The organism is Streptomyces sp. NPDC004539 (genome assembly GCF_040610055.1).
In the GTDB taxonomy this organism is placed as follows: Bacteria; Actinomycetota; Actinomycetes; order Streptomycetales; family Streptomycetaceae; genus Streptomyces.
On sequence record NZ_JBEXLS010000015.1, the window covers coordinates 150652 to 165480 of the forward strand.

Annotated in this window: 16 protein-coding genes; 8 read left to right on the forward strand and 8 right to left on the reverse strand. The window is 71.3% G+C overall.

Translation table 11 applies throughout. From position 1 onward, the window contains the following. Positions 1–45 precede the first annotated feature (45 nt). The 5 genes from ABZX85_RS28810 to ABZX85_RS28830 form a co-directional block, all read right to left on the reverse strand. The gene (locus ABZX85_RS28810; protein ID WP_355874516.1) at positions 46–633 is read right to left on the reverse strand and encodes a TetR family transcriptional regulator; all 588 of its coding nucleotides are present in this window, start codon (positions 631–633) and stop codon (positions 46–48) included. Beyond that, the gene (locus ABZX85_RS28815) at positions 630–2099 is read right to left on the reverse strand and encodes an MFS transporter (protein WP_355874519.1); all 1470 of its coding nucleotides are present in this window, start codon (positions 2097–2099) and stop codon (positions 630–632) included. Before ABZX85_RS28815 ends, ABZX85_RS28810 begins: the two co-directional genes overlap by 4 nt. A gap of 92 nt (positions 2100–2191) precedes the next feature. Continuing rightward, positions 2192–3385 carry an FAD-dependent monooxygenase gene (locus ABZX85_RS28820; protein ID WP_355874521.1) on the reverse strand — a complete coding sequence of 398 codons (1194 nt, stop codon included), beginning with the start codon at positions 3383–3385 and terminating at the stop codon, positions 2192–2194. A gap of 87 nt (positions 3386–3472) precedes the next feature. Beyond that, on the reverse strand, positions 3473–4171 hold the full coding sequence (locus ABZX85_RS28825; RefSeq protein ID WP_355874523.1) for a ribonuclease H: 699 nt from the start codon (positions 4169–4171) through the stop codon (positions 3473–3475). Then, positions 4168–4965: a VOC family protein gene (locus tag ABZX85_RS28830; protein ID WP_355874526.1), complete on the reverse strand. Its 798-nt coding sequence runs from the start codon at positions 4963–4965 to the stop codon at positions 4168–4170. The genes ABZX85_RS28825 and ABZX85_RS28830 overlap by 4 nt, the downstream gene beginning before the upstream one ends. 321 nt (positions 4966–5286) lie before the next feature. Between ABZX85_RS28830 and ABZX85_RS28835 the strand changes: the two genes are divergently transcribed. The 3 genes from ABZX85_RS28835 to ABZX85_RS28845 are packed head-to-tail and all read left to right on the forward strand — an operon-like array spanning position 5287 to position 8647. Then, positions 5287–6690, forward strand: a complete 1404-nt coding sequence (locus ABZX85_RS28835; protein ID WP_355874528.1) for a family 2B encapsulin nanocompartment shell protein — start codon at positions 5287–5289, stop codon at positions 6688–6690. Continuing rightward, positions 6687–7721 (forward strand): family 2 encapsulin nanocompartment cargo protein terpene cyclase, encoded by a 1035-nt coding sequence (locus ABZX85_RS28840; RefSeq protein ID WP_355874531.1) that lies wholly within the window; start codon positions 6687–6689, stop codon positions 7719–7721. The genes ABZX85_RS28835 and ABZX85_RS28840 overlap by 4 nt, the downstream gene beginning before the upstream one ends. A gap of 47 nt (positions 7722–7768) precedes the next feature. After that, a complete protein-coding gene (locus ABZX85_RS28845; RefSeq protein WP_355874534.1) occupies positions 7769–8647 on the forward strand; it encodes a geranyl diphosphate 2-C-methyltransferase in 879 nt (292 codons plus the stop codon). Between the two features lie 60 nt (positions 8648–8707). Here the strand turns inward: ABZX85_RS28845 and ABZX85_RS28850 are convergent, their stop codons facing one another. Beyond that, the gene (locus ABZX85_RS28850; protein WP_355874537.1) at positions 8708–9190 is read right to left on the reverse strand and encodes a VOC family protein; all 483 of its coding nucleotides are present in this window, start codon (positions 9188–9190) and stop codon (positions 8708–8710) included. A gap of 124 nt (positions 9191–9314) precedes the next feature. Here ABZX85_RS28850 and ABZX85_RS28855 point away from each other — a divergent pair, with 124 nt between their 5' ends. The 3 genes from ABZX85_RS28855 (at position 9315) to ABZX85_RS28865 (ending at position 11843) form a co-directional block, all read left to right on the forward strand. Beyond that, positions 9315–10490, forward strand: coding sequence for an epoxide hydrolase family protein (locus tag ABZX85_RS28855; protein ID WP_355874539.1), 1176 nt, complete (start codon positions 9315–9317; stop codon positions 10488–10490). Between the two features lie 133 nt (positions 10491–10623). Further along, a complete protein-coding gene (locus ABZX85_RS28860) occupies positions 10624–11250 on the forward strand; it encodes an ATP-dependent Clp protease proteolytic subunit (protein ID WP_355874542.1) in 627 nt (208 codons plus the stop codon). A 2-nt stretch (positions 11251–11252) separates the two neighbouring features. Further along, positions 11253–11843 (forward strand): ATP-dependent Clp protease proteolytic subunit, encoded by a 591-nt coding sequence (locus tag ABZX85_RS28865; protein WP_355874741.1) that lies wholly within the window; start codon positions 11253–11255, stop codon positions 11841–11843. Between the two features lie 13 nt (positions 11844–11856). Here ABZX85_RS28865 and ABZX85_RS28870 read toward each other — a convergent pair whose 3' ends face one another. Continuing rightward, positions 11857–12222 carry a helix-turn-helix transcriptional regulator gene (locus ABZX85_RS28870; protein WP_355874545.1) on the reverse strand — a complete coding sequence of 122 codons (366 nt, stop codon included), beginning with the start codon at positions 12220–12222 and terminating at the stop codon, positions 11857–11859. 183 nt (positions 12223–12405) lie between these two features. On the opposite strand from ABZX85_RS28870, the gene ABZX85_RS28875 reads away from it, so the two are divergent. Both ABZX85_RS28875 and ABZX85_RS28880 read left to right on the forward strand, forming a co-directional pair. Beyond that, on the forward strand, positions 12406–13218 hold the full coding sequence (locus tag ABZX85_RS28875) for a class I SAM-dependent methyltransferase (protein WP_355874548.1): 813 nt from the start codon (positions 12406–12408) through the stop codon (positions 13216–13218). 73 nt (positions 13219–13291) lie between these two features. Beyond that, positions 13292–14164 (forward strand): RNA polymerase sigma factor SigF, encoded by an 873-nt coding sequence (locus tag ABZX85_RS28880; protein WP_355874550.1) that lies wholly within the window; start codon positions 13292–13294, stop codon positions 14162–14164. 206 nt (positions 14165–14370) lie between these two features. On the opposite strand, the gene ABZX85_RS28885 is transcribed toward ABZX85_RS28880, so the two are convergent. Next, positions 14371–14769, reverse strand: coding sequence for an ATP-binding protein (locus ABZX85_RS28885; protein ID WP_355874553.1), 399 nt, complete (start codon positions 14767–14769; stop codon positions 14371–14373). Positions 14770–14829: the final 60 nt, after the last annotated feature.

The following is a 14829-nucleotide window of genomic DNA, read 5'->3' on the forward strand; positions in this document are numbered from 1 at the left end:
CGACCGGCCCGACTCAGCCGGCCCGTCCCGATCAGCCCGCCCGTCTCACTCGCCCCCTCCCGGCGGTCCCGTGAGCAGTGCCTGCACGGTCGGCCCGTAGCGGGCCACGATCTCCTCGACCGGCGTCGCGCGCACCACCTCGCCCCGGGCGATCCCGTTCATCACCCCGAGCCCGAGCAGCGTCGCGACGGCGAGTTCCGCGCGCAGGGCGGCGTCCGCGCCGGGCAGGCGTGCGGCGAGGCGGTCGATCACCTGGGCCCGGAAGTTCGCGCGCAGGACGTCGCCGTGCTCGCCGTGCAGCGGGGCGAAGACGATCCGCAGGACGGGATCGGCGCCCTCCTCCCGCTGGCCGCGCACGACCCGCCGGACCATGTGCCGGCCCAGCTCCTCCAACGGCGCGTCCAGCAGGGCTTCCGTGTCCGCCTCGAAGGACATCACCCGGGTGAACAGCGCCTCCTTGTTGCCGAAGTACTTCAGGACCAGCGGCGCGCTCACGCCCGCCCGTTCGGCGACCGCCTTCAGCGTGATGTCGGCCCGCGCCTGACGGGCGAGGAGGTGGCGGGCGGCCTTGAGGATCGCCGCCTTGGTGGTCTCGGCGTCACGCCGCGCGGGGACAGTGGTCACAGCCCTCATGCTCCCTCCTTCACCCCCTCCCGCAACGACCGGACCCCCCGTACGCCCTCCCCCGTCCTCCCCTCCCGGGGAATGGTCAGCGCCACCGCGCTCGCCGCCAGCGCCACCACCCCCGCCACGGAGAACGCGACCAGATAGCCGTGGAGCGTCGGCACCGGCAGCCCGCCGACCGGTGTCGTGTGGTGCACCAGCACCGCCGCGACGGCCGCGCTGGACACCGCCTGCCCGATGGTCCGCATCAGGACGTTCACCCCGTTCGCGGAGGCGGTCTGCCCGGCGGGCACGGCCCCCAGGATCAGCGAGGGCAGCGCCGAGTAGGCGAACGTCGTCCCCGTGGCGACGACCGCCGCGCCCACCATGATCATGACCAGCGAGTGGCTGTCGGCGATCCGTACGGCGTATCCGCAGGCGATGACGGCCGTCCCGAGCGCGAGGGTGACCCGTGCTCCGCGCGCCGCCGAGATCCGCGCGGACACCGGGGAGAGGAACAGCATGATGACCCCGCCCGGCAGCAGGCACAGCCCGGTCTCGACGAGGGACAGGCCGAGCCCGTACCCGGTCTCCTTCGGGGCCTGCACGAGCTGCGCGGTGACGAGGGAGTTGGCGTAGAACGCGAACCCGGTGAGCAGGGCCGCGACATGCGCGAGCCCCACGCGCGGGCTGGTCACCAGCCGCAGGTCGACGAGCGGCCGTTCGGCGCGCCCCTGCTGCCACCACCACAGCGCGAGCACGACGACGGCGGTGGCGAACAGCCCGACGATCCGGCCGCTCCCCCACCCCCACTGCCCGCCCTGCGACACGGCGAGCAGCAGGCACACGAGCCCCACCGCGAGCCCCACCGCACCCGTCACGTCGAACCGTCCGGGCTCGCGCAGCGGCGACTCCGGCACCGCCCACCGGATGAGGACGACGCCGAGCGCCCCGAGGACCCCGGTCACCCAGAACATGACGTGCCAGTTGAAGTACTGGATGACGACGGCGGCGGCCGGCAGTCCGAGCGCGGCGCCGATCCCGACGGTGGAGCTCATCAGCGCGACGGCCGATCCCCTTTTCTCGGCGGGGAGTTCGTCGCGCAGGATGCTGATGGAGAGCGGGACGACGGCGGAGGCGGCGCCCTGGAGGGCGCGGGCCGCGATGAGGATGCCGATGTCGGAGGTGAGCGCGCAGATCACCGAGCCGACGGAGAGCATCGCGAAGGACAGCAGGAGGACGCGTCGCTTGCCGTACATGTCGCCGGCGCGGCCGAGGACGGGGGTGAGGACGGCGCCGGAGAGGAGGGAGGCGGTGACCATCCAGGAGACGGCCGAGGCGGAGGAGTGCGTGAGGCGCGGGAGGTCGGGGAGGAGGGGGACGACGACCGTCTGCATGACGGCCATGAGGATGCCGCCGAAGGCGAGGGCGGGGATCGTGAGGCGGCTGCGGAGGCCGTCGGGCCTGGTGACGGGTATCGGGACGGGCGACCCCATGGGGCACTCCAACGCGGAAAGAAACAGGTGAATGGCGATTCACCGTAGCAGTGAATCGCCATTCACCAAAGGGAGCCGACGTTCCCCGGGGCCTACTTCCGCGAGGTCAGGACGCGGGCGTGGACGCCTCGCGCGAGCTTCGGTCCGAGCCAGCGCTTGAACCGGAGCAGCGGCTCCAGGGAGCCCGCCGCACGGTCGAGCCGGTAGTAGAGCTGGGGCGGGACGTACGGCAGGAGCGGTGAGTGGCGCTGGCCGAGCAGGGCGAACATCTGCTCCGCCGGCAGGTCGATGTACCGCGCGAGGTTCTCGTACCACTGGGCGCTGTAGCGTGCCGCGCTCTGCGTGGACAGCAGTGCGGCCTTGCGCCGCGCCTCGTAGGCGGCGAGGGCCGTCGGGAGGTCGCCCGTGTCGAGGGCGTCCGCGAGGGCCATCGCGTCCTCCAGGGCGAGGGTCGTGCCCGCGCCGATGGAGTAGTGGGTGGTGTGGGCGGCGTCGCCGAGAAGGACGACGTTGCCGTGGTGCCAGGTGCGGTTGGTGAGGGTGCGGAAGGCGGGCCAGGGGCCGGGCTCGCGGCCGATCAGGGCATGGCCGTCGAGGATGTGGGCGAACAGCTTCTCCAGCACCGGGAGGCTGTCCTCGCCGTCGAGGCCGAGGCCGGTGACGGTCTCGGGGGCGCATTCGATGACGCAGGTGCTGTGCTCGTCGTCGTACGGATAGCCGTAGCACCAGACCCAGCCGTGGTCGGTCTCGACGAACGCGAAGGTGAAGGTGGGGAAGACCTTGGTGGTGCCGAGCCAGACGTAGGCGTTGCGGCCGTCGTTCAGGTCGGCGCCGAAGGCGTCGGCGTGCCGGGTGCGCAGGGCGCTGTGGACTCCGTCGGCGGCGACGACGAGGTCGGCGTCGGGGAGGCTGTCGGGGGTGACCTCGGACTCGAACTCCAGGCGGACGCCGAGTTCGCGGGCGCGCTCCGCGAGGATCTCCAGCATGCGGTGGCGGCCGATGCCGTGGCCCTCGTCGCCGGGCTGGCGGGTCGCGGTGCCCCGGATGTGGGCGACGCCCTCGGTCCAGCGGACGGAGGCGGCGTCGATCAGGCGGGCGGACTCGGGGTCGTAGTGGTGGAGTTTTTCGAGGAGTTCACGCCAGTAGGTGACTCCCCAGCCGTAGGTGGAGCCTTCCGGGTTGCGTTCGTGGACGGTGATGTCGGACGACGGGTTCCGTCGCTTGAGCAGGATCGAGAGATACAGGCCGGCGGGCCCGCCACCGACGCAGGCGACCTTCACGCACACCTCTGAAATTGACCGAACGTGGGCAAGAGACGACGCAGGGTAGCAGTCGGTGGGCGTCGGTCAGCGCACGTTCGGCACGTGTCCGGTTCAGCCGGTAGCCTCCGCGCGGCACTCCGGGTGACCCCACCCCTGGGCGTTCTTCGCGATGTCCTCGCCAGCCGCGTAGGAGCGTCCGCACACGCAGCGGCCGGGGAACTTGGCCTTGAGCGTGCGGGACGAACCGGCCTGCTTGCGCGCGGCCGGCCTGCCCGTGCGCTTGGCGCCGCCCGAGGAGGGGGTCATGGACGACGGCGGCGGCTCCGGCGAGCCCAGTTCGCTGCTCGCCGGTTCCTGGACGATCGCGGCCTGGCTCGCGGCGCGGTCGGCGAAGTCGTTCAGGGGGTCGCCGTCGACCTGGTGCGCGGCGACGTAGCGGAACTCGACGGTGCGCCCGCCGAGGAGTTCGTCGATGCGCACGACGAGGTCCTGGTTGGCGACGGGCTTGCCGCCGGACGTCTTCCAGCCGTTGCGCTTCCAGCCGGGCAGCCAGGTCGTGACGGCCTTCATCGCGTACTGCGAGTCCATCCGCACCTCGAGCGGCACGGCCGGGTCGGTGGCGGTCAGCAGCCGCTCCAGCGCGGTGAGTTCGGCGACGTTGTTGGTCGCCTTGCCGAGCGGTCCCGCCTCCCAGCGGACCGGCGTCTCGGCGTCGTCGGAGACCACCCACGCCCACGCCGCCGGTCCGGGGTTGCCCTTGGAGGCGCCGTCGCACGCGGCCACCAGTCGTTCACGCATGGACTCGATCATGCCACGTCGGTCAGCGTCGGCTGCTCCCCCTCCGTCGTCGTCACGTCGATCACCGAGAAGCTCGCGCCCTGCGGGTCGCTGAGCGCCGCGAACCGCCCGAAAGGCATGGTCATCGGGCCGAACCGGAGGATGCCGCCGCCGTCGACGGCCCGCTGCACGGCGGCGTCGCAGTCGTCGACCGTGAAGTAGACGTTCACGTACGACGGGATCTCCGGCGGGAACTCCTCGCCCATCCTCATCCGGCCCATCAGCATGTTCTCGCCGAGGCTGTAGATGCGGAAGTCGACGGCGGCGTCGTCCATCTCCTTGACGGTGTAGCCGAAGACGGCCGGGAAGAACGCGTCCGCCTTCGCCGGCTCCCGGGTGAAGACCTCGGCCCAGCAGTAGGCGCCGGGGACGGCGACGGCCTCGAAGCCCTCGTGGACGCCGGCCTGCCAGATCCCGAAGACGGCGCCGCCGGGGTCGCGCGCCAGGCACATGGTGCCGAAGTCGCCCACCTTCATGGGCTCCATCAGCACCTCTCCCCCGCTGTCCCGGACCTTCGCGGCGCTCGCCGCCGCGTCGTCCGAGGCGAGGTACAGGCACCACTGCGAGGCGCCCTCCTGGCCGGGCATCGGCGGGACGACGGCGGCGACCGCCTTGCCGTCCGCGTACGCCTGGGTGTAGTTGCCGTACTCCGACGACGCCTCGCCGAAGGTCCAGCCGAGGACGTCGCCGTAGAAGCTCTTGGCCCCTTCGACGTCCGTGAACATCGCATCCGCCCAGCAGGGCGTTCCTTCGGGCTGCACGGCCATGACCGCGCCCCTTCCGATCGGCCGACAGGTCGCTGTCCACGCTAGTCACGCGCCCTGCGGCCCGCGCGCCGAGAGCGCCGCCGAAACACTGTCGACAAGACCTCTAACACAGAACCGGACGTTCCACATATTCCCCTGGAGAGTGACGCGGGAGCGCCGTGGATCACGGTCTCTGCACCAGTTGATCCGTCCGTGCGACCCGCATGCGAAGGAGCCACCCCCGCACGCCGGTGCGCGTTCGTCGCACGACCGGGTTGGCTGCTTGTACGCATCCGGCCGGCGCCGGCCGGTGCCGCTCTGCCCAGATCGACGGGAGTGAATGTGTCCACACCGGACGGTGTCACCACCGCCCCGCTCACCAGCCTCGGCACGCACGCCGCCCGGCAGCTCGCCACGACCACGAAGTCCGAACCGCAGATGCGGGGCATCAGCTCGCGCTGGCTGATCCGCTCGCTGCCGTGGATCGACGTGCGGGGCGGCACCTACCGCGTCAACCGGCGGCTCCAGTTGTCGGTGGGCCGGGGGCGGGTGCGGTTCGAGCAGAACGGCGCGGACGACGTCCGGATCGTCCCCGAGACGCTCACCGAACTCCCGCCGCTGCGCGGCTACGCGGACACCGAGGTGCTGCGGGAGCTGGCGGGCCGGTTCCGGGCGCGCGAGGTGCGGGCCGGCGAGGTCCTCGTCGAGGCCGGGCAGCCGGTGACCGAGGCGTACGTGGTGGCGCACGGCCGGTTCACGCGGTTCACGGCGGGGGCGTACGGCGAGGAGGAGGTCGTCGGGATCGTCGCGGGCGGCGACCAGCTCGGCGACGAGGCGATCGGGCGCCCGGACCCGCTGTGGGGCGCCTCGGTGCGCGCGGACACGGCGGGCGTGGTCCTCACGCTGGACTGGGACGCGGTACGGGAGCTCACCGCGCGGGTCCCGTCGCTCGCGGCGCACTTCGAGGCGTACGCGACGAGACAGCGGCTGCCCATGAACCGCGAGGGCGAGGCCGAGGTGCCCGTCCAGGCGGGGCACGTGGGCGAGCCGACCATCGGCGCGGGGTTCGTCGACTACGAACTCTCCCCGCGCGAGTACGAGTTGTCCCTCACGCAGACGATCCTGAAGGTCCACACCCGGGTCGCGGACCTCTACAACGAGCCGATGGACCAGACCCGGCAGCAACTGCGCCTCACGGTCGAGGAGATCCGCGAGCGCCAGGAGTGGGAGCTGGTCAACAACCGGGAGTTCGGCCTCCTGCACAACACGGACTACGACCAGCGCATCCCCACGTCCAGCGGCCCGCCGACCCCGGACGACCTGGACGAGCTGCTGTCGATGCGCCGCAGGACCACGCTGTTCCTGGCGCACCCCAAGGCGATCGCCGCGTTCTTCCGGCAGCTGAACCGGCGCGGTCTGATGCCGGCCCCGGCGGAGGTGAACGGGCACCACGTGCCCGCGTGGCGGGGGGTGCCGATCTTCCCGTGCGGCAAGATCCCGGTCGGCCCCGACCTGACGACGAGCATCATCGCGCTGCGCACCGGCGAGGCGGACCAGGGCGTCGTCGGCCTCTATCAGACGGGCATCCCGGAGGAGTTCCAGCCGGGGCTGAACGTGCGGTTCATGGGGATCGACGACAACGCGATCATCCGCTACCTCGTCACCGCCTACTACTCGATGGCCGTACTGGTGCCGGACGCGGTCGGCATCCTGGAGAACGTACAGATCGGACGGACGTCGCCATGAGTTACGCGCCTCCCGGGCCCCCCGCCCCCTTCCGCCCGCTGAACGTCAGGCGGACCGGTGTCGTCCCGGGTCTCAAGCACCGCCGGGTGGAACCCGCCGACCCGGTGCAGGCGGCGGAGGTCGACCGCAGGCTGGAGGAGTGGGCGAACGAGCTGGAGCTGTTCCCGCCGGAGTGGCACGGCGACTTCTCGGACTTCCAGTTCGGCCGGGCCGTCGTCCTCCAGCACCCGAACGCCCTCGACATGGAGCGGCTGGTGGCGGCCGGGAAGCTGCTGCTCGCCGAGAACATCGTCGACGACTGCTACTGCGAGGAGGCCGAGGGCCGGGGCGGGAGCGCCGCCGGGCTCGGCGGGCGGCTCGTGATCGCGCAGTCCGCGCTCGACCCGTTCCACGGCCCCGCGGACCTCACCGAGGAGTGGCACGAGGGGATGCAGGCGGACAGCCCGCTGCGCTCCTACTTCTGGGCGATGAAGGACTACGCGGCGCTCTCGACGCCGAGCCAGGCGGACCGGTTCGTGCACGACATGGCCCGGCTGCACCTCGGCTACCTCGGCGAGGCGGCCTGGGCGCAGACCGGGTACGTGCCGAAGGTCTGGGAGTACCTGGTGATGCGCCAGTTCAACAACTTCCGGCCCTGCCTGTCGATCGTCGACGCCGTCGACGGCTACGAGCTGCCCGAGCAGATCTACGTCCGGCCCGAGATCCAGCGCATCACCGCGCTCGCCTCGAACGCGACGACCCTCGTCAACGACCTGTACTCCTTCACCAAGGAGCTGGCCACCGACCCCGAGCACCTGAACCTTCCGCAGGTCATCGCCGCGAACGACCAGTGCGGTCTGAAGTCCGCCTATCTCAAGGCGGTCGAGATCCACAACCGGATCATGGAGGCGTTCGAGGAGGAGGCGGCCCAGCTCGCGGCGCTCTCCCCGCTCGCGGAGCGGTACGCGCGAAGCCTCGACGACTGGGTGGCCGGCAACCACGAGTGGCACGCCACCAACACCCACCGCTACCACCTGCCCGACTACTGGTGAGACCCCCGGTCCACCACGCACCAACCCGTACGACATAGGAGCAACCGTTGACCACAGCCCACGACACCCGACCCGGTCTCGTTTCGCTGCCCACGCAGTCCGTGTACCAGAACCGCGTCGCGGACTACTGGAACGCCGAGGAGAACCCGGTCAACCTCGACCTGGGCAAGATCGACGACCTGTACCACCACCACTACGGCATCGGCGAGGCCGACTGGAGCGTCCTGGACGAGCCGGACCCCGTGCTGCGCCGTGACCGTCTGACGGCCGAGCTGCACCGCCTCGAACACGCCCAGGCGGAGCTGCTGGCCTCCAAGCTGGGCCCGCTGACCGCCGAGGACCGGGTCTTCGACGCGGGCTGCGGGCGCGGCGGCGGCAGCGTGACGGCGCATCTGCGCTACGGCTGCGGCGCGGACGGCGTGACGCTCTCCACGAAGCAGGCCGACTTCGCCAACGAGCAGGCCCGCAAGCGGGGCATCGACGGCAAGGTCCGCTACCACCACCGCAACATGCTGGACACCGGCTTCGAGACGGGCGCGTACGCGGCGTCCTGGAACAACGAGTCGACGATGTACGTCGAGCTGGACCTGCTCTTCGCCGAGCACGCCCGGCTGCTGCGCCGGGGCGGCCGGTACGTCACGATCACGGGCTGCTACAACGACACGTACGGGCAGGCGTCGCGTGAGGTGTCGCTGATCAACGCGCACTACATCTGCGACATCCACCCGCGTTCGGAGTACTTCCGCGCGATGTCCCGCAACCGGCTGGTGCCGGTCCACGTCGAGGACCTCACGCAGACGGCGATCCCCTACTGGGACCTGCGCAGCCGGGCCGACCATCTGGTGACCGGGATCGAGGAAACGTTCCTCACGGCCTACCGCAACGGCAGCTTCCAGTACCTGATGATCGTCGCGGACCGCGTCTGAGCCGTACGCCACCTGCTCCGGCCGGGTCTCACCGGCCGGAGCTTCGGCGTATCGGCGCGGTCATGCGCCCTCGGCCGCCTTCTCCAGGGCGGCGATGTCGAGCTTGCCCATGGACAGCATGGCCTGGTTGACGCGGTTGGCCTTCTCCTGGTCGGGGTCGAAGAAGAGTTCCATGAACCGGATGGGGACGACCTGCCAGGACACCCCGTACTTGTCCTTGAGCCAGCCACAGGGGCCGGGTTCGCCGCCGCCCTCGGTGAGCTTCGTCCAGTAGTAGTCCACCTCTTCCTGGTCGGCGCACATGATCTGGAAGGAGACGGCCTCGTTGAACGTGAACTCGGGGCCGCCGTTGAGGGCCACGAACCGCTGGCCGTTCGCGGTGAACTCGACGGTCAGGACGCTGCCGGCGGGGCGCGGGCCGCCCTCGGGGTAGCGGGAGACCTTGCCGACGCTGGAGTTCTTGAAGATCGAGACGTAGTGGTGGGCGGCGTCCTCGGCCTGGTCGTCGAACCAGAGGCAGGTGATGAATCCGTCGGTGGTCACTGGGGCTCCCCGGGGTCTCGGATGACGCGGTCATGTGTATCGACCGGCCGCCCGCGGCAAACTCATCGCTCCCCCGGAAGAAATTCCGGCGGCCCCCGGAGCGCCCCGAACTAGCATCCGGATCATGACGATCCACCCGTTCCGCATCGACATCCCGCAGGCCGATCTCGACGACCTCCACGACCGCCTCGACCGCACCCGCTGGCCTGCGGAGATCCCCGGTTCCGGCTGGTCGTACGGCGTGCCGGTGGACTATCTGCGGGAGCTCGCCGAGCACTGGCGCCACCGGTACGACTGGCGGGCGGCGGAGGCGCGGCTGAACGCCTGGCCGCAGTTCACGACGGTGATCGACGGGGCGCGCGTCCACTTCGCCCACGTCCGCTCCCCCGAGCCGGACGCCGTGCCGCTGATCCTGACGCACGGCTGGCCCGGGTCGATCGTCGAGTTCCTGGACGTCGTCGGACCGCTCACCGACCCGGTCGCGCACGGCGGGGACGCGGCGGACGCCTTCCACGTCGTCGTGCCGGGCATCCCCGGGTTCGGGTTCTCCGGGCCGACCACCGAGAGTGGCTGGGAGGCGGGGCGGGTCGCGGACGCGTGGGCCGAGCTGATGACGCGCCTCGGGTACGAGCGGTTCGGCGCGCAGGGCGGTGACTGGGGCGCCGGGATCTCCCGGGAGCTGGGGCGGGCGCATCCCGGCCGGGTGACCGGCGTCCACCTCAACCTGCTGCCGGGGGCGCAGGCGACGACCGAGCCGACGCCGGAGGAACTGGCCCCGCTGAGCCCGGCCGAGCGGGAACGCACGCTGGAGTCCTGGCGGAGCTGGACCACGTGGATGTCCGACGCGTCCGCGTACGCCGCCGTCCACGCGACCCGGCCGCAGACCCTCGCGTACGGGCTGACGGACTCACCCGTCGGTCAACTCGCCTGGATCATCGAGAAGTTCCGTGAGTGGACGGACTCCCGGGAGCTGCCCGAGGAGGCGGTCGGCCGGGATCTGCTGCTGACGAACGTGATGGTCCACTGGCTGACCGGTACGGCGAACTCGGCCGCGCGGATCTACTACGAGCGGGCGCACACGACGACCGGCCGCCTCGCCCGGCCCACCGAGCCGTCGACCGTGCCGACGGCGCTGGCGCTGTTCCCGGCGGAGATCCAGATACCGCTGCGCCACCGGGCCGCGCGCACGGACAACGTCGTGCGGTGGACGGAGTACGACCGGGGCGGGCACTTCCCGGCGCTGGAGGAGCCGGACCTGCTGGTGGCGGACGTCCGGGCGTTCTTCCGCACGCTGCGCTGATCTGCTGTCGGCAGAGCCGTTCTGCCGCGGGCAGAGAAACGGCTGGTGAGGGTCGCGGCGCGGCGAGAGTGGAGGCATCGGCACCCGACCGCATCGCGACAGGACCGCATCGCGACCAGACCGAGGAGACGTGATGACACCACCCCTCACCCTCGCCGAGGGCGACACCCGGCCCACCCGCTTCGACGACCAGCTCGCGGGGCAACTGCTCGCCCACCGCATGGTGTTCCTCGGGACACAGGTCGACGAGGTGTCCGCCCAGCGGGTCTGCACGCAACTGCTCGTGCTGGCCTCCGAGGACCCCCGCGCGGACATCGTGCTGTGCATCAACAGCCCGGGCGGCGAGGTGCACGCGGGGCTCGCCATCCACGACACGATGCAGCTGATCCCCAACGACGTCGCGACGCTCGCCATGGGCTTCGCCGCCAGCATGGGCCAGGTCCTGCTGACCGTGGGCGCGCCCGGCAAGCGGTACGCGCTGCCGCACGCCCGGGTGATGATGCATCAGCCGTCCGCCGGGATCGGCGGCACGGCCTCGGACATCGAGATCCAGGCGGCCAACCTGGAGCACACCAAGCGGACGATCGAGCAGATCCTCGCCGAACGCACGGGACAGCCCCGGGAGACGGTCTCCCGGGACAGCGACCGGGACCGCTGGTTCACCGCCGAGGAGGCCAGGGAGTACGGCATGGTCGACCGGATCGTCGGCTCCCTGGCCGACCTGCGCCCGGCCGCCCCGGAACGACGGATGGGACTGTGACGATGGGCTCCTACACGATTCCGTACGTCGTCGAGCGGACCCCGCAGGGCGAGCGGTCGTACGACATCTACAGCCGGCTGCTGTCGGAGCGGATCATCTTCCTCAGCACGGAGATCGACGACGGTGTCGCGAACGTCGTGATCGCGCAGCTCCTGCATCTGGAGTCGGCGTCCCCGGAGAACGAGATCGCGCTGTACATCAACTCGCCCGGGGGTTCGTTCACTTCGCTGATGGCGATCTACGACACGATGTCGTACGTGAAGGCGCCGATCTCGACGTTCTGCGTCGGGCAGGCGGCGTCCACGGCGGCGGTGCTGCTGGCGGGCGGGGACCCGGGGCGCCGGTTCGTGCTGGAGCACGCGCGGGTGCTGCTGGGCCAGCCGGCGAGCGGCGGGCAGCGCGGGATGGTCTCCGACCTGGCCCTGCGGGCGAAGGAGATGGTGCGTATCCGCTCCCAGGTCGAGGAGGTCCTCGCCCGCCACACCGGCCACGACGTCGCGACGCTGCACGCCGACATGGACCGCGACAAGGTGTTCACGGCCCAGGAGGCGGTGGCGTACGGGCTGGCGGACGAGGTGCTCAGCCGGCGCTGAGCCCCGGGCCTCCTCAGGCGGCCAGGCAGAGTCCGTCGTACGAGGCGGTGGCCATGGCCGTGGGCGTCGGGCGGCGGTGGGCGGAGACGCGGCGGGAGGTGACCCGGGTCAGCTCGCCGTGGGTGCGGGCGAGGAGGTCGCCGAGGGTCAGGCCGAGGGCGCGCGCGGCGGCGGCGAGGACCTCGGAGGATGCCTCCTTGCGGCCCCGCTCGACCTCGGAGAGGTAGGGCATGGAGATCCGGGCCGCCTCGGCGACGTCCTTCAGCGTGCGCTCCTGCGCCTGGCGCTCGCGCCGCAGGACGTCTCCGACCAGGTCCCGCCAGAGGGGCTCGCGGGGCGGGGCCAGGGGGACGACTCGGGCCTCGTCGTGGTTGCTCACCTTCCCAGCCTAGGAGGCGGGCGGCCACGTGGCCCGGCGTTCCGCCGACGGCGGAAAACCGGGGCGAAAACCGGGGGCGACGGCGGTGGGCGCGACGGCAGACTGCGCTCTTCGTCGTCCCCTTCTTCCGAAAGCTTCCCCAAGCCTCCGGAAACCTCTGAAAGCCTCCGAAAGGTGCGTCCCATGCTCCGCGAGACCTTCGACGCCGTCGCCGAACGCTACGACCGGGTGCGCCCCCGCTACCCCTCCGCGCTGGTCGACGCGATCGTGACGGCGGCGGGCCTCGGCCCGGACAGCCGCGTCCTGGAGATCGCCCCGGGCACCGGCCAGTTGACGGTGCCGCTCGCGGCGACGGGCTGCCGGCTCACCGCCGTGGAGCTGGGCGCGTCCCTCGCCGCGGTGGCCCGGCGCAACCTCGCGGACCGGCCCCGCGCCGAGGTAGTGGTCGCCGACTTCGACGTCTGGGAGCCGCCGGCCGCGTCCTTCGATCTGGTGACGTGCGCGACCGCGTTCCACTGGCTCGACCCGGCGACGCGGGCCGCGCGGACGGCGGCGGCGCTGCGCCCAGGCGGGCTGCTCGCGGTGGTGGTGACCGACCATGTCGCGGGCGGCACCACGCAGTTCTTCCACGACTCGCAGGTCCACTACGAGCGCTGGGTCCCCGGCACCCCGCCGGGCCTCCTCCTCAAGGACGCCTCCGAAGTGACCGCCGGCATCGGCGAGTTCGAGCGGGAACCCGGCTACGAGGACGTCACCGTGACCAGGTTCACCCAGGACGTCACCTACTCCACCGACCGGTATCTGGAGGTCCTGCTCACCTACTCCAACCACCTCGCCCTCGACGAACCTTCGCGTACGGGCCTGCTCGGGGCGCTGCGGGAGCTGATCGACACCCGGTACGGCGGCACGGTCACGAAGCGGTATCTCCACGAACTCCTCACCGCTCGGCGGACGTTGGACCGAACCGGGGCGCATGCCCCGCGCGACTTCGGGTAGGCGCCTCGTGAGCGGTCTCCGTGGCATGCGCCCGCCCCGGGGACCGGCACACCCGTCGCACGAGGGAGAGGGCATGCGTACCGCCGTGATCGGCTCGCAGGCAGGACAGGTCGTCGAGACGTCGTCCGCACCGAACGGGGACACCGGGCTGCCGGGGGTCGAGGACCCCCGCAGCGTGGCCCCACGAGACGCACGAGAACTGTCGCGGCAGTTCTTGCGGCGTCTGGGCGAGTTGGAGGAGGGCACCCACGCGTACCAGTACGCCCGCAACACGCTGATCGAGATGAACATGTCGCTCGTGCGGTTCGCGGCAGGCCGGTTCCGGGGCCGCGGCGACGACATGGAGGACATCGTCCAGACCGGGATGATCGGGCTGATCAAGGCGATCGACCGGTTCGACCCGGACCGCGAGGTGGAGTTCACCTCGTTCGCGCTGCCGTACATCGTCGGTGAGATCAAGCGGTTCTTCCGGGACACCACCTGGGCGGTCCACGTGCCGCGCCGGCTCCAGGAGCTGCGGGTCGAACTCGCCAAGGCACGGGACGAGTTGGCGGGCCGCCTGGACCGGGAGCCGACCCTCTCGGAGCTGGCGACGCTGATGAACATCTCCGAGGACGAGGTCGTGGAGGCGCAGATCGCCGCCAACGGCTACACCTCCTCGTCCCTGGACGCGGCCCTCACCGGCGACGGCACCGAGCGCGGGGAAGCGGTCCTGGCCGACTTCATCGGCATCGAGGAGCACGCCCTGCGGCTCGTCGAGGACTTCCACACGCTGGCCCCGCTGATGGCCGAACTGAGCGAGCGGGACCGGCGCATCCTGCATCTGCGGTTCGTGCGGGAGGCCACTCAGGCGGAGATCGGCGCCGAACTGGGCTGCTCCCAGATGCACGTCTCCCGTCTGATCAAGCGCATCATCGCGCGCCTGCGGGAGGGGATGCTGGCCTGACCACGCGGCCGGGACCGGCCGCTAGGCCGTGTCTTTCGGATCGGTCCGCCTCAAGAAGCGGTGCCTTCGTGACGCCGGCGAGCGGGGTGTGGTGCGTGCAGCTGCAAGGCGGAGGAGGGAGTCGACGCGGCGCGTCGGCGACCGACGACAACGCCGCAGATGTGCGTGCCACACCCCGCGACCAGGACCGATCCGAAAGACACGGCCTAGCCGAACGGGAGGACGGCCCGGACGCGTTTGCCCACGGGGACGCGTTCGGCGCTGACCTCGGTCGCCAGGGCGTGGACGATCTCCAGGCCGTGGCGGCCGATGCGTTCGGGGTCTCGGGGGAACCGCAGGGGCAGCGCGTCGCTGCTGTCGTACACGCAGACCGTGACGGCCGCGTCGGTGCCCTCCAGCTCCAGGATGTACGGGCCGTTGCTGTGCCGGTCGGCGTTGGTGACCAGCTCGCTGACCACGAGCATCACCTCGTTGACCACGTGCTCGTCGATGGCTGCGCACCACTCGGTTCTCAGCTGGTCGACGAAGCGGGCCGCGAAGGCGCGGGCCTCGCCGATGCAGCCGGGGTCGCCCGTGTAGTGCTCGGCCCGCCGAAGCGGTTCCACAGGTACGTCGAAACCAGTCGGTATCACTGCCCCGTCCAGGTGCTCGGTCGTGCTCTTCCT

What these genes read in the sequence shown, in the direction of transcription:
- ABZX85_RS28830 (WP_355874526.1), bottom strand. Translation starts at nt 4,965, where the DNA reads ATGGCCGTGCAGCCCGAAGGAACGCCCTGCTGGGCGGATGCGATGTTC.
- ABZX85_RS28880 (WP_355874550.1), top strand. Translation starts at nt 13,292, where the DNA reads ATGCGTACCGCCGTGATCGGCTCGCAGGCAGGACAGGTCGTCGAGACG.
- ABZX85_RS28860 (WP_355874542.1), top strand. Translation starts at nt 10,624, where the DNA reads ATGACACCACCCCTCACCCTCGCCGAGGGCGACACCCGGCCCACCCGC.
- ABZX85_RS28865 (WP_355874741.1), top strand. Translation starts at nt 11,253, where the DNA reads ATGGGCTCCTACACGATTCCGTACGTCGTCGAGCGGACCCCGCAGGGC.
- ABZX85_RS28810 (WP_355874516.1), bottom strand. Translation starts at nt 633, where the DNA reads ATGAGGGCTGTGACCACTGTCCCCGCGCGGCGTGACGCCGAGACCACC.
- ABZX85_RS28875 (WP_355874548.1), top strand. Translation starts at nt 12,406, where the DNA reads ATGCTCCGCGAGACCTTCGACGCCGTCGCCGAACGCTACGACCGGGTG.
- ABZX85_RS28840 (WP_355874531.1), top strand. Translation starts at nt 6,687, where the DNA reads ATGAGTTACGCGCCTCCCGGGCCCCCCGCCCCCTTCCGCCCGCTGAAC.
- ABZX85_RS28855 (WP_355874539.1), top strand. Translation starts at nt 9,315, where the DNA reads ATGACGATCCACCCGTTCCGCATCGACATCCCGCAGGCCGATCTCGAC.
- ABZX85_RS28815 (WP_355874519.1), bottom strand. Translation starts at nt 2,099, where the DNA reads ATGGGGTCGCCCGTCCCGATACCCGTCACCAGGCCCGACGGCCTCCGC.
- ABZX85_RS28825 (WP_355874523.1), bottom strand. Translation starts at nt 4,171, where the DNA reads ATGATCGAGTCCATGCGTGAACGACTGGTGGCCGCGTGCGACGGCGCC.